Origin of the sequence: Prosthecobacter sp. (genome assembly GCF_029946185.1) — a bacterium.
Lineage (GTDB): Bacteria > Verrucomicrobiota > Verrucomicrobiia > Verrucomicrobiales > Verrucomicrobiaceae > Prosthecobacter.
In genome coordinates this window covers 1-12,880 of the sequence record NZ_JAQSEA010000149.1, presented here as the reverse complement: position 1 = coordinate 12,880, position 12,880 = coordinate 1, and the positions used below count along the sequence as shown (strand labels likewise).

Genomic DNA, 12,880 nt, shown 5'->3' with positions numbered 1-12,880 from the left:
GCCATGAATGCGAAACTCATTGATGCTGCGGTTGAGCTTGCGCGCAGGCTGCAACTGCGTGCCACGGAACTGCAAACGCCTGCGGAAAAACACCAGCAGGCAGAGCTGGACCGCATGCTGCAGACTCCTTCGGACAAAGCGACGCTGGTGCAGCTGACGGATCAGGCCTTTCGCCCCAAGTCGGCGGCGCGGGTGGCGGATCAGTTCACGCACATTCTGGATGTGCAGGGCGTGCCGCGCTTCTTCAGTCCGTTGGACCGGGCCATGCTGCGTGGGTTTCAAACCTTTGGCGGCTGGCTGCCGGGTGTCTCTGTGCCGATGGTTAAGGAGCACATGCAGCATGAGACGGCCAACGTCATTCTGCCTGCGGAGCCGGAGGTGCTGGCAGAGCATCTACGCCAGCGCACTGCCCAGGGCGTGCGCATGAATGTGAATTTCCTGGGTGAGGCGATCCTCAGCGAGGCAGAGGCCGAGCGCAGGCTCGCGCTGTACCTTGAAGCGCTGCAACATCCGGAAACGGAAGTGTTTTCGGTAAAGATCTCCACGCTTTACTCGCAGATGTCGTCGCTCGCGCGCGAACATACGATTGCGACTTTGTGTGACCGGCTGGAGCGCCTGTATCGCAGCGCTGCACGCGCCACTTTCACCCGCAGCGATGGTTCGCAGGTGCCGAAGTTTATCTACCTGGACATGGAGGAGTACCGCGACCTCAGCCTCACCTGCGAAGTTTTCATGAGGACGCTGGAGCGACGCGGGCTTGAGCATGTGAGCGCAGGCATCGTGCTGCAGGCCTACATCCCCGATTCGTTCCTCTGGCAGCAGCGGCTCCATGAGTGGGCGCGTGAGCGTGTTGCCACAGGCGGTGCGGGAATCACGATGCGAATTGTCAAGGGGGCGAACATGGAAATGGAGCGTTTCGAAGCCGCTGTGAAAGGCTGGCCTCAGGCACCCTTTGAAACGAAGATCGACACGGATGCGAACTACAAGCGCATGTTGCATGAAGGCATGTGCGCCGAGAATCTGGCGGCGGTGAAGCTTGGTGTCGCTTCGCACAACTTGTTCGATGTCGCTTACGCGCTCACGCTTGCGCGGGACAATGACGCGATAGAGCGGGTGCAGTTCGAGATGCTCGAAGGGATGGCCAATCATCAACGGCGTGCGCTGTTTGAGGAGGCACCGCATCTGCTGCTCTACGCGCCCGTGTGTCACAAGGAGCACTTCCTCAGCGCCATCGGCTATCTCATTCGTCGGCTGGATGAAAACACCGGTCCCGAGAACTTCCTGCGCCACACCTTCAAGCTGGTCCCCGGAAGTGAGCAGTGGCGGCAGCTGGAGCAGGGGTTTCGCGCTGCGTTCGCACGCCTCGACACGCTGAGTGCCGCGCCGCGTCGTTCGCAGGATCGGAGGAACGTGAAGCAGCCTGCTGCGGGTGCCTTCGTTAACGAGCCCGACACCGACTGGGCGTTGCCGCATCATGCGGAGTGGGCGCAGGGCATTGTCTCAGCGTGGGAGCAGCGCTGTGTCGAAGTGCCGGTGGTGATTGGGGGCATGGAGATCACCACCGGGCTTAGCGCGCGTGAATGCCTGGACCCATCACGCCCCGGAGTTGTTGTCGGACATTATCTGCAAGCGAGTCCTCAAGATATCGAGCAGGCAGTGGAATGTGCGGCGCGGGATGATGACGGCTGGCGTGATTTGTCAGCCCAGCAGCGGCAGACGATCATGCAGCAGGTCGCGCAAGAGCTGCGCCAGACGCGCGCGGACCTGATGGGGGCTGCCTTAGCGAACTGCGGCAAGACGCTGGCCGAATCGGACCCTGAGGTGAGCGAGGCGGTCGATTTTGTGGAGTTCTATGCAGGTGCTGCGCGCAGGTTTTTCGAACTGCCGAATGTCACCGCGTCAGGCAAAGGCGTGGTGGTTGTCGTGTCGCCGTGGAATTTCCCCATCGCCATTCCGTGTGGCGGGATTGCCGCTGCACTGGCGGCGGGGAACACGGTGATTTTGAAGCCTGCGTCTGATGGCGTGCTGCCTGCCTGGGAGCTGTGCCAGTGTTTCTGGCGCGGCGGGGTATCGAAAAAAACGCTGCAATTCGTGCCCTGCTCTGGAGGCAAAGAAGGTGCGCAGTTGGTGCAGCATCCGCAGGTGAACGCGGTCATTCTAACCGGCGGGACGGAAACAGCGCTGGCCATGCTGCGGGCCAAGCCTGCTCTGCCATTGAGCGCCGAAACCGGCGGCAAGAACGCGACCATCGTCACGGCCATGGCGGATCGTGATCTCGCCATTAAAAATGTGCTGCATTCGGCCTTCAGTCACGCGGGGCAGAAATGCTCCGCCACATCGCTGCTGCTGCTGGAGGCCGAAGTCTATGATGATGCCGAGTTCAAACGCACACTTGTCGAGGCGGCGCAGAGTCTTGCCGTGGGTTCCGCCTGGGAACTGCCGACGAAAATGGGGCCGCTGATCCGACCGCCGTCCGGGGACCTTCAGAACGCCCTGCTCACGCTCGAAGAGGGGGAGTCCTGGGCGCTGATGCCATGCAAGCTCGACGGCAATGACTGTCTTTGGTCTCCTGGCATCAAATGGGGAGTGCAGCCTGGCAGCTACACGCACATGACGGAGTTCTTCGGCCCTGTGCTCGGGGTCATGCGCTTTGAGAAGCTGCATGATGCCATTGCGTTGGTGAATCAAACGGGGTTTGGCCTGACCAGTGGCCTGGAGAGTCTTGATGATCGCGAACAGGCTGAATGGAAGGCAGGTATTCGTGCGGGGAATCTCTACATTAATCGCAGCACCACCGGCGCGGTCGTTTTGAGACAACCGTTTGGAGGCATGGGCAAAAGCGCCTTTGGGCCCGGCCTCAAAGCTGGCGGGCCAAACTACGTGGCTCAGTTCATGAAGTTCGTGGAAACCGTGCCTTCTGCTGATGCTGTAATGTCAGCCGGGCCGAATACGGTGCTGGGGCAGTTGCTCGGTGTTCTCGAAGACTGGAACAAGTGGGGGCTGGAATCTTGGAAGAAGCTGACGCATGCGATCTCGAGCTATGAGCAGGCGTGGAATATTGAATTCGCCGTACAGCACGATCATTTCCGGCTGGTGGGGCAGGACAATCACCGCCGTTATCTGCCAGTGCAGGATATGCGCATTCGGGTGGTTGCGGAGGATTCAGCGTACGATGTTTTTGCACGCATCATTGCTGCGCGAATAGCAGGCTGTCGCATCACGGTGAGTTTTGCCCCCGGGCTTGATTACCGCTCACTCGAGCGGGCTCACGAAGCGTCTCATCGGTGGGCCGGTCCGGTGGATTTTTTGGAGGAATCGGATGAGCAACTCGTGCAAGCAATCACGGGGCGTCAATGCGACCGAGTACGGTACGCCGCCGCAGACCGCGTGCCTGAAATTGTCCGTCGTGCTGCAGCCGAGGCATGTCTTTTCATCGCCGACGCGTCGGTGCTGGCCGAGGGACGGGTGGAATTGCTATGGTATGTGCAGGAGCAGAGCGTGAGCTTTGATTTTCATCGCTACGGGAACCTGGGCACACGCACAGGTGAAGAGCGTGCGGCACTGGTTGCGCCGTTGGGAAACACGGACTGAATGGCATTATGGACACACTTTCCGCCACACTGCTGCTGATCACCATCATGGACCCATTGGGGAATGTGGCGACATTTGTGTCCGGCTTGCGCCCGGTGCCGCCGGAGAGGCGCATGCGCGTGATCGCACGCGAGCTGGTCATCGCGCTGGTGATCCTGATCCTGTTTCTCTTTCTAGGTCCGTGGCTGCTCGGCTTGCTGCATTTGAAGCAGGAGGCTTTGTTTATCAGCGGTGGGATCGTGCTCTTTTTGATCGCTTTGAAGATGATCTTTCCGCCTGCACGTCATGCGGCGGATGAGCCAATGGATGAGCCGTTCATCGTACCGCTGGCCGTGCCAATGATTGCGGGGCCGTCCGTGCTGGCGACGCTGCTGGTGCTCGTCAGTACGCAGCCGGCGCAGATCTGGAACTGGTTTGCCGCGCTGCTCATTGCATGGGTAGTCACGGCGGCGGTACTGCTGTGCTCGCCAGCAATTGCCCGCGTGCTTAAAGAGAAAGGCGCGATGGCGGTTGAGCGCCTGATGGGCATGCTACTGGTCATGGTGGCTGTGCAGATGTTGCTTAATGGCATTGAACATTATATACAGCACTGAACCATGCCTCCCTGGATCGAATACTTCGCCGTCGCCGTGTGTGCCATCTCGGGTGTGCTGGCCGCAGAAGGAAAACGAATGGATTTGTTCGGGGTGCTGGTCCTGGCGCTGGTGACGGCGGTGGGGGGCGGCACGATTCGTGATTTGTGCCTCGGCGCGCGGCCTGTGTTCTGGATCGAGCAACCCCATCATGTGTGGACGGCGCTCATCGCGGCAGTGGCGACATTTATACTGGTGCGCTTCGTTCATCCTCCGCATCGAACGCTCGCGGTCGCGGATGCCTTTGGGCTGGCGTTGTTTGGCATCGCAGGAACCGAAAAGGCGCTCATGTTTGGAACTCCGGCCATCGTGGCGATCCTGCTGGGCATTGTCACTGGAGTGGCAGGAGGCATTCTGCGTGATGTGCTGCGTGGTGAGGTGCCGCTTGTTTTCAAGCCCGATGTGAATCTGTATGCGACGACCGTTTTTGCCGGTGCGCTGGTGTTTGTGCTGCTGCGGGTGTGGCTGCCAGCCTCGGAAAGTCATCGCTACATTGGCATGGTGGTCATTCTGCTGCTGCGCCTTGCCGCGATGCGCTGGAAGCTGCGACTGCCGGCGTTTCGGAGCCGGATTTCCACGCCTTAAAGACTGCTTCCCGAAAGGCATGGGTGGAATGGGCTGTTTCCAATGGTCTATGAACCGCCGCCATTTCATCACCACGACCGCCGCCACTGCATTTGCCGCCCCATTTGTGCAGGCGCAGAGCAAGACCTCGCTCCAGGGGGCCGTCATCGGTCATGGGGAGTATCGGTATCGGGTCGATCTGGAATGGTGCCAGGCGAAGCGGGAGGTGCATCCGGTGAAGAACTGCCATGAGATGGTCATGGATGCGCAGAAGCGGCTGATCATGATCACAGACGAGGCAAAGAACAATGTCCTGATTTTCGACAAGGAGGGCAAGGTGCTCGATGCGTGGACGCTGAAGCTGCGCGGCGGACACGGGCTGAGTTTGGAAGTGCGGGATGGCAAGGAGCACCTGCTGCTGTGCGATCCGGCGGGTGGGCGCGTCGTGAAGACCACGCTGACGGGGGAGATCGTGCTGGAACTGCCGCATGCGAAGGACTGCGGCGCGTATGATGCTGTGACGAAGTATGCGCCTACCGAGGCGGTGGCTGGGCCGAATGGCGACATCTATGTGGCAGACGGCTACGGCTCGCAGTTTATCCTGCAATTTGACGCCACGGGAAAATTCATCCGCAAATTTGGCGGCAACAGCACGCAGGCGATGAACGCTGGGAAATTCATGCAGGCACATGGGGTCACCATCGACTCACGCGGGCCTACGCCGCTGGTGCTGTGCACGGAGCGCATCCGCAATGAGTTTCACTGGTATCAGCTCGACGGCACCTATTCGCATTCCGTGTACCTGCCCGGTGCTTTCATGAGCCGGCCCGTCATCGCGGGGGATCTGCTGCTTTCCGGTGTGTGCTTTGGCATGAAGCCCAATGATTACCGCATGTGGCGCGAAAGGGGCTTCATCATCATTCTCGACAAAAATAACCGCGTTGTCTCTGCTCCGGGTGGCCAGCAGCCGAAATATGAGGGCGATCAGGTGGGCGTCCTGCTGCAGGACCAGCCTGTTTTTCGCAATGTGCATGACGTGTGCGTCGATGACGCGGGCGATCTTTACGGCTGCCAGTGGAATGCGGACCAAGTCTATCCTTACAAGCTGCACAAGGTGTGATAAAAGCAGGCTGACTTCACCGACTTGTTTATTCCATGCGTTCCTTCCTGCTCTCCCTGCTCCTCTCCGTCACCGCCTTTGCGGCGGAACTTCCCAAAGAACAGCGCATCGTCTTTCTTGGCGACAGCATCACGCAGGGAGGGGGCTACATTGAGTTCATTGAGGCCGCCTTGATCGCGCAGCATCCGGAGGTGACAAAAGAGATCATCCCGCTCGGCCTCAGCAGCGAGACGGTGAGCGGTTTGAGCGAAGACGGCCACGCCGGGGGCAAGTTTCCGCGTCCGGATTTGCACGAACGTCTCGACCGTGCGCTGGAAAAGACGAAGCCGGAGCTCGTCTTTGCCTGCTACGGCATGAATGACGGCATTTATTACCCGCTTGGGGCCGTGCGCACGAAGGCCTTTCAAGATGGCATGAAGAAGCTGCATGAGAAAGTCACTGCCTCGGGTGCACGCATCGTGCATCTCACACCGCCGGTGTTTGATCCGTTGCCGATCAAAGCCCGCTTGCTGCCCGCCGGTCTGGACAAGTATGAGAACCCTTATCAAGGCTACAATGAAGTGCTCGACTTTTACAGCGACTGGTTGGTGGACATGCGCAAGAAGGGCTGGGAGGTGATGGACATTCACGGTCCGATGAATGCCGCCATTGCTGAAAAGCGGAAGACCGATCCTGAGTTCACCTTTTCCAAAGACGGTGTGCATCCCGGAGCGGAAGGCCATCTGCTCATGGCGCATGCCGTGCTGGATGCCTGGGGACTTAAAGTGAAGCCGGATGGCACGCCCGATCACCCGAATGGTGCCGCGATCCTCGCACTGGTGAAAAAGAAGCATGCCATTCTGCGTCCGGCATGGCTGAGCTACGTAGGGCACAAGCGTCCCGGTAATGCTCCTGGATTGCCGATTGAAGAAGCCAAGGCGAAAGTCGCTGAACTCGATGCTGAAGCTCGCAAGCTGGCCAGCGCGAAAGGAATCGTGATCCCCAATCAGGCCGGCGAATGGAACGGCTACGCAAAGCACGAACTCACCATCGCAGGCAAATCCGTGACTGTTGTGGCACCGAAAACCGCCGCCTCGGGACGCCCATGGGTCTGGCATGGCGAGTTCTTCGGACACAAGCCAGCGCCGGACATCGCGCTGCTCGGCAAAGGCTTCCACATCGTCTATATGAAGATCAATGACATGCTGGGCAGCCCTGGTGCCGTGAAGCTGTGGGACGCATGCTATGCGGAACTCACCACGAAGTATGGCCTGAGCACCAAGCCCTCCCTCGTTGGCCTCAGTCGCGGCGGTTTGTACTGCTACAACTGGGCCATCGCGAACCCAGACAAGGTCTCCTGCATCTACGCAGACGCGCCAGTGTGCGATTTCAAGAGCTGGCCCGGTGGCAAGGGCAAAGGTAAGGGCGATGCGAAGAACTGGGCTCTAGTTCCCAAGCTCTGGGGCTTCAAAGACGAGGCTGAAGCGCTCGCCTACAAAGGCAATCCCGTGGATAGCCTCGCCCCACTCGCTAAGAACCATGTGCCCCTGCTGCATGTGTACGGCGATGCCGACGACGTGGTGCCATGGGATGAAAACACCAGCCTGATCGAATCCCGCTACAAGGCCCTTGGCGGCAGCATCACGCTGATTCGCAAGCCTGGTGTGGGCCATCATCCGCATGGGCTGGATGACTCGACGCCGATTATCGAGTTCATCGCGAAGAACGCAAAATGACGTGTGCGGGCACTCCTGCCCGCAATGGCAGCGCGACGAAGAAAATTTTCGTATGAGATAGATGGTATCATTTGGGCCGTATTGAAACGGTATACCGAATGAATCTCGCTCCCAATCCTGCCTTTCGCTCTGATTCCGCCGCCTCGCTGCTGCGGACGGAAATCCTGAACGGCACCACCTCGCCAGGCACGCTGCTGGCGGAATCCGCTGTGGCGAAGCGCCTGGGGGTCAGCCGGGTGCCGGTGCGCGAGGCCTTGTTCGCACTCGAACGTGAGGGCCTGGTCGAATTCAGCGCCACGGGGCGCGCCTTTGTGAAAGCGCTGACGCCGCAGGATTTCGAGGAGCTATATGTACTGCGGCTCACCCTGGAACCGCTCGCCTCCCGTCTGGCGGCCTCGACGCTCAAAGCGGACATCACGCAGCTTGAAAAAAACGTGGCAGCCACCCGTCGTGCCCGTTCCGTGCAGGAGGTGACGCGTTTGGATCTGGAGTTTCATCAGCTCATTCTCGCAGCCTCGGGCAATGTGCGTTTGCTAAAACTCTGGCGCTCCCTGCGTGGCGAGTTGGAGCTGTGGCTCGGGCGCTTGCATCGCAGTCATCAGCTCCAGACCCGGGAAACCCTTCAGGAGACCGTGGATGCACATCAGGGCATCGTGGAGAGTTTCCAAACACAATCCCCCGCTGCATGCGAGCGCCTGATGCGTGAGCACATCCTCGGCTGGCGTGAATGGCTGCCACTTTCCTCATGAACCGCGTCCTCCAGAGTCTTGGCATCGCTATCTTCGCGCTATCATCGGCGCGGGCTGGAGAGGACATGGCTTTCTTTGAATCGAAGGTGCTGCCCTTGCTGCAAAGCCGCTGCTACGAGTGCCATTCGCATGAGCAGAAGATCAAGGGTGGGCTGGCGCTCGACTTGAAATCGGGCTGGCAGACCGGCGGTGACAGCGGGCCTGCCATCGTACCGGGAGACGTGGCTAAAAGTCATGTGATCACGGCGGTGCGCTACGCGACTCCCGAAATGGAAATGCCGCCGAAGGGAAAGTTGACGGCGAGTGAGATCCAAATTTTTGAGCAATGGGTGGCGATGGGTGCACCCGATTCCCGAGTGAAACAAACGGCCGCAAAGTCCGCTCGTGTGATTGATGTCGAACAGGGAAAAAAATTCTGGGCCTTTCGTCCTGTGCGCAATGAACCGGCACCTGCAGTCAAGCAGGCAGGCTGGCCGTTGGCTCCCGTGGATCGCTTTATCTTGGCCAAACTTGAAGCCAATGATCTTTCCCCCGCGCCAGATGCGAATGCTTACACTTGGCTCCGGCGTGTCTCGCTCGATCTCACCGGACTGCCGCCGACACCGGAGGATCTGGGCCGTTTTGACGCATCTCCAACATCCCGTGCGGCTGCTGTGGACCGCCTGCTGCAATCCAAGGCCTTCGGCGAGCGCTGGGCGCGTCACTGGCTTGATCTCGTCGGTTACGCCGACCAGATCGGCACCTCTAACAATGTCTTTGCCGAGCATGCGTGGCGCTACCGCGATTACGTCATTGATTCTTTCAATGCCGACAAACCCTTCGACCGCTTTATTCGCGAACAGATTGCCGGAGACCTTCTGCCTGCCGCATCACCGCAGGAACGGGCTGCAAACATCACCGCGACAGGCTTCCTTGTTTTGGGCGATGTCGAAATCGTTGCGGTGGACAAGCTCAAGATGGAGTACGATCTGGTCGATCAGCAGGTCAGCAAAATTGGCACTGCGTTTCTCGGTCTGACGCTTGGCTGTGTTCGCTGCCATGATCACAAGTTTGATCCCATCGCGCAGACCGACTACTACGCCCTCGCCGGCATGTTCCGCAGTACGGATGCTACCTACAAGACCGACAATGGCGTTTGGAGCAGCGTCCACAAAACGGAACTGCCGGAAACAGCGGAGCAAAGAGCCGAGCGCGAGCCGCGTCTAGCTGCGAGCGCGGCGAGGATCCGGCAATGGGAGTCTGAGCGCGACAATGCGAACAAGGAAAAAGCGACGCTCGAATCACAGATCGCCAGCGCCGCCAAGGAGGCGAAACCTGAACTCGAAAAGAAGCGTGATGAACTCTCGGCGCGCATCAAGACGCTCAACGGCCAGATTGAGCACGCAAAGTTCTTTGCTCCTACCGCGCCGAAAGCCTTTGCTGTGCGTGATCGTGAAAAGCCCGGTGATATGCGAGTCACCATTCGCGGCAATCCCTATGCGCTTGGCGATCCAGTGAAGCGTGGCGCTCCGGGTGTCGCATCGTGGGGTGAATTTCCGCCGATTCCTGCTGGTCAAAGCGGCCGAGTGCAACTGGCTGACTGGGTTGCTGATGCGCGCAATCCGCTCACCGCACGGGTCACCGTGAATCGCATCTGGCAGAAGCTCTTCGGTGAGGGACTGGTTCGCAGTGTTGACTACTTCGGAGCACGCGGTGAAATACCGTCACATCCCGAATTACTCGATCATCTGGCCTCTCGCTTTATGCAAAACGGGTGGTCGCAAAAGCAGCTCATCCGTGAGCTCGTGCTCAGCCATGTGTACCGCATGAGCAGTTCACAGGATGCCGCAGCAGGGGCAAAAGACCCTGATAACCGCCTGCTCTGGCGCATGAACCGGCAACGCCTCGATGCCGAGGCGATTCGAGATTCCATGCTTGTCATCAGCGGTAGGCTCGCGGCTCCAAGTGGCGGTCCTGCACTGCCGCTGGAGTTCCCCGAAAACGTCGCCAGTCTCAGCCCGAAGGCGGTGAATCCACCCGCCTTTGCTTTCAAGAAGGTGCGCCCCGTGCAGGACTTTGAGCGCACAATTTACCTGCCTGTCATTCGCACGGCAACACAGCCGGGGTCAGCGAAGTTGCGCGATGTATTTGACTTCACGCAGCCAGCGCAGATCGCTGGCAAGCGGGCTGAGACCGCCGTGCCCACGCAGGCACTTTTCCTTCTCAACAGCGATAATGTCCGATCTCGGGCCACCGAGCTTGCGAAACAGCTCATTGATACCGAGGCGAATACAGGCGCGCGTCTCGAAGCCCTCTGGCTCCGCATCCTCAGCCGCCCCATCACTTCCACCGAGCGCGATGATGCCGTCAAGTTTCTCGAATCCATGCCCGCCGACAAGGCGTGGGTGGAATTGAGTCACGCCCTGCTGTCCTCGAACGAGTTTTTGCTCCGTTTATGAATGCCACCACTATCTCCCGCCGCTCCTGGCTCCAGCGCACCGCCACTGGCTTTGGTGCGCTCGCCTTGCATGAACTGGTTCAGGCCGCGCAAAGTCCGCTGGCGGTGAAAGTACCGCGTTTTCCAGCGAAGGCAAAACGCGTGATCTTCCTGTTTATGTCCGGGGGGCCTTCGCAGCCGGATTTGTTTGATCCGAAGGATTACATCCGGCGCATGCACGGGCAGGCCATTTCTGCGCCGATCAACACTAACGAACTCCGAGTCGGCACGGACAAGTTTCTAGCACTGGCCACGCACGGCACAGTGAAGGCACGCGGGCAGTCCGGCATGATGATTTCCGATCTGCTGCCACACACGGCAAGCATCGCGGATGAGATTTGCATGCTGCGTGCGGTGCATGCGGACAACAACCAGCATCAGCCCGCCGCGCTTCAGTTTCACACCGGAGTGACGGCGGATGTGCGTCCCTCCATGGGCTCATGGATCAGCTACGGACTCGGCGCGGAGAATCAAAATCTGCCCAGCTTCATCTCGATTCATCCTGACAGCGACACCCGTCTCTATGGCTCGTCTTTTTTACCCGCTGCGCATCAGGGCACGAAGGTGATCGTGCCGCAGGATGCAAAACAATCTCCCATCGACTACCTTGCCGACATCTCCGGCGATGCGAAGGCTCAGCGTACGCGGATCGACTTTACGCAGCGCATGAACAAGCACTTGATCGACCAGACGGGAACCGATCCCCGCATGGAAGGCATGATTGAGAGCATGGAGATCGCCTTTCGCATGCAAACAGCCACGCCTGAACTGGTGGACATCTCGAATGAGTCCGAGGCGACGAAGCAGCTCTACGGCGTCGGAGGCAAGGACACCGACAAAAACGCCCGTGCCTGCCTGCTGGCACGCAAGATGAGCGAGGCGGGCGTGCGCTTTGTGCAGGTCACCATAGGCGGCTGGGATCACCATGGGGACATTCGTAATGCATTGCCAAAGAGCTGCGCTGCCAGCGACCAGCCCTGCGCAGCGCTGATCAAAGATCTCAAATCACGCGGCCTGCTCGAAGACACGCTCGTTGTGTGGAGTGGTGAATTTGGCCGCACCCCCTGGAGTCAGGACCTCAGTGGTACTTCGCCCATCGAAAAGCATGGCCGTGAGCACCAGCCTGAGAGCTTCTGCACCTGGATGGCCGGCGGCGGTATCAAGCCCGGCTTCACTTTTGGCGAGACCGACGACTTTGGCTTCCGACCCGTCTCTGGCAAAGTGCATCTGCATGATCTCCACGCGACCATCTTGAATCAACTTGGCCTCGACCATGAGAAGCTGACGTGGCGGCATCTGGGCCGCGATTTCCGGCTCACGGATGTGTACGGCAATGTGGTGAAGGAGATTTTGGCATGAATGATTTCAGTTCAATTCGGGCCATCGCGTTATGCTTGGCTCTTCGCGGTGCGGCGTTTGGAGCAGACGACTTTCAATCTTCGATCCTGCCCTTGCTGAAAGAGCGGTGCAATTCGTGCCACTCCACCCAGAAGCAGAAGGGGGATCTCGATTTAGAGCGCTTCGCGACGGTCGCTGACATCAAGAAAGAGCCGATGATCTGGGAGGGCGTGCTGGATCAGATTCACATGGGTGAGATGCCGCCGAAGAAAGAACCGCAGTTTTCCGCCGCACAGAAAACGCTGCTGACCCAGTGGGTGCAGGGCAGGCTGGAAGAAGTGGCGCTCGCCAGTGCTGGTGATCCCGGCCCCGTGGTGCTGCGCCGCCTCTCAAATATGGAATACACCTACACACTCCGTGATCTGACGGGAGTGGCGTCACTCGATCCCGCGAAGGAGTTTCCTGTGGATGGTGCGGCTGGCGAAGGCTTTACCAATGCGGGTGCGGCTCTCGTCATGTCACCCGCGTTGCTGACCAAGTATCTCGATGCGGCCAAGGGCATTGCCAGTCACGCGGTTTTGACACCCCAGGGCCTCAGCTTTTCTTCGAGTGCTTCGCAGCGTGACTGGACTGACGAAGCGTTGGCGAAAATTCGGACATTCTATGCGCGGTTTTCCACATCTGGCGGTGGAACG

Annotated in this window: 9 protein-coding genes; all 9 read left to right on the top strand. The window is 59.3% G+C overall.

Going from position 1 to position 12,880, the window contains the following annotated elements; translation table 11 throughout:
* Positions 1-3: 3 nt before the first annotated feature.
* On the top strand, positions 4-3,591 hold the full coding sequence (locus PSV43_RS12760; RefSeq protein WP_300197556.1) for a proline dehydrogenase family protein: 3,588 nt from the start codon (positions 4-6) through the stop codon (positions 3,589-3,591).
* Between the two features lie 8 nt (positions 3,592-3,599).
* Entirely contained in the window at positions 3,600-4,184 is a 585-nt protein-coding gene (locus PSV43_RS12755) for a MarC family protein (RefSeq protein WP_300197553.1), read from the top strand.
* Between the two features lie 3 nt (positions 4,185-4,187).
* Positions 4,188-4,808, top strand: coding sequence for a trimeric intracellular cation channel family protein (locus PSV43_RS12750; RefSeq protein WP_300197550.1), 621 nt, complete (start codon positions 4,188-4,190; stop codon positions 4,806-4,808).
* 49 nt (positions 4,809-4,857) lie between these two features.
* Positions 4,858-5,907, top strand: coding sequence for a hypothetical protein (locus PSV43_RS12745; protein WP_300197547.1), 1,050 nt, complete (start codon positions 4,858-4,860; stop codon positions 5,905-5,907).
* A 35-nt stretch (positions 5,908-5,942) separates the two neighbouring features.
* Positions 5,943-7,622: a GDSL-type esterase/lipase family protein gene (locus PSV43_RS12740; RefSeq protein WP_300197544.1), complete on the top strand. Its 1,680-nt coding sequence runs from the start codon at positions 5,943-5,945 to the stop codon at positions 7,620-7,622.
* 98 nt (positions 7,623-7,720) lie between these two features.
* Positions 7,721-8,371 (top strand): GntR family transcriptional regulator, encoded by a 651-nt coding sequence (locus PSV43_RS12735; protein ID WP_300197541.1) that lies wholly within the window; start codon positions 7,721-7,723, stop codon positions 8,369-8,371.
* On the top strand, positions 8,368-10,809 hold the full coding sequence (locus tag PSV43_RS12730) for a DUF1553 domain-containing protein (protein ID WP_300197538.1): 2,442 nt from the start codon (positions 8,368-8,370) through the stop codon (positions 10,807-10,809). The genes PSV43_RS12735 and PSV43_RS12730 overlap by 4 nt, the downstream gene beginning before the upstream one ends.
* Positions 10,806-12,206, top strand: a complete 1,401-nt coding sequence (locus PSV43_RS12725; protein WP_300197535.1) for a DUF1501 domain-containing protein — start codon at positions 10,806-10,808, stop codon at positions 12,204-12,206. Before PSV43_RS12730 ends, PSV43_RS12725 begins: the two co-directional genes overlap by 4 nt.
* Positions 12,203-12,880, top strand: a 678-nt coding sequence (locus PSV43_RS12720) for a DUF1587 domain-containing protein (protein WP_300197532.1), incomplete at its 3' end; no start/stop codon positions are given. The genes PSV43_RS12725 and PSV43_RS12720, both read left to right, overlap by 4 nt.

Bases quoted from the DNA above. Each gene is read 5' to 3' on its own strand.
- PSV43_RS12760 (WP_300197556.1), top strand. From the start codon at position 4: ATGAATGCGAAACTCATTGATGCTGCGGTTGAGCTTGCGCGCAGGCTG.
- PSV43_RS12755 (WP_300197553.1), top strand. From the start codon at position 3,600: ATGGACACACTTTCCGCCACACTGCTGCTGATCACCATCATGGACCCA.
- PSV43_RS12750 (WP_300197550.1), top strand. From the start codon at position 4,188: ATGCCTCCCTGGATCGAATACTTCGCCGTCGCCGTGTGTGCCATCTCG.
- PSV43_RS12745 (WP_300197547.1), top strand. From the start codon at position 4,858: ATGAACCGCCGCCATTTCATCACCACGACCGCCGCCACTGCATTTGCC.
- PSV43_RS12740 (WP_300197544.1), top strand. From the start codon at position 5,943: ATGCGTTCCTTCCTGCTCTCCCTGCTCCTCTCCGTCACCGCCTTTGCG.
- PSV43_RS12735 (WP_300197541.1), top strand. From the start codon at position 7,721: ATGAATCTCGCTCCCAATCCTGCCTTTCGCTCTGATTCCGCCGCCTCG.
- PSV43_RS12730 (WP_300197538.1), top strand. From the start codon at position 8,368: ATGAACCGCGTCCTCCAGAGTCTTGGCATCGCTATCTTCGCGCTATCA.
- PSV43_RS12725 (WP_300197535.1), top strand. From the start codon at position 10,806: ATGAATGCCACCACTATCTCCCGCCGCTCCTGGCTCCAGCGCACCGCC.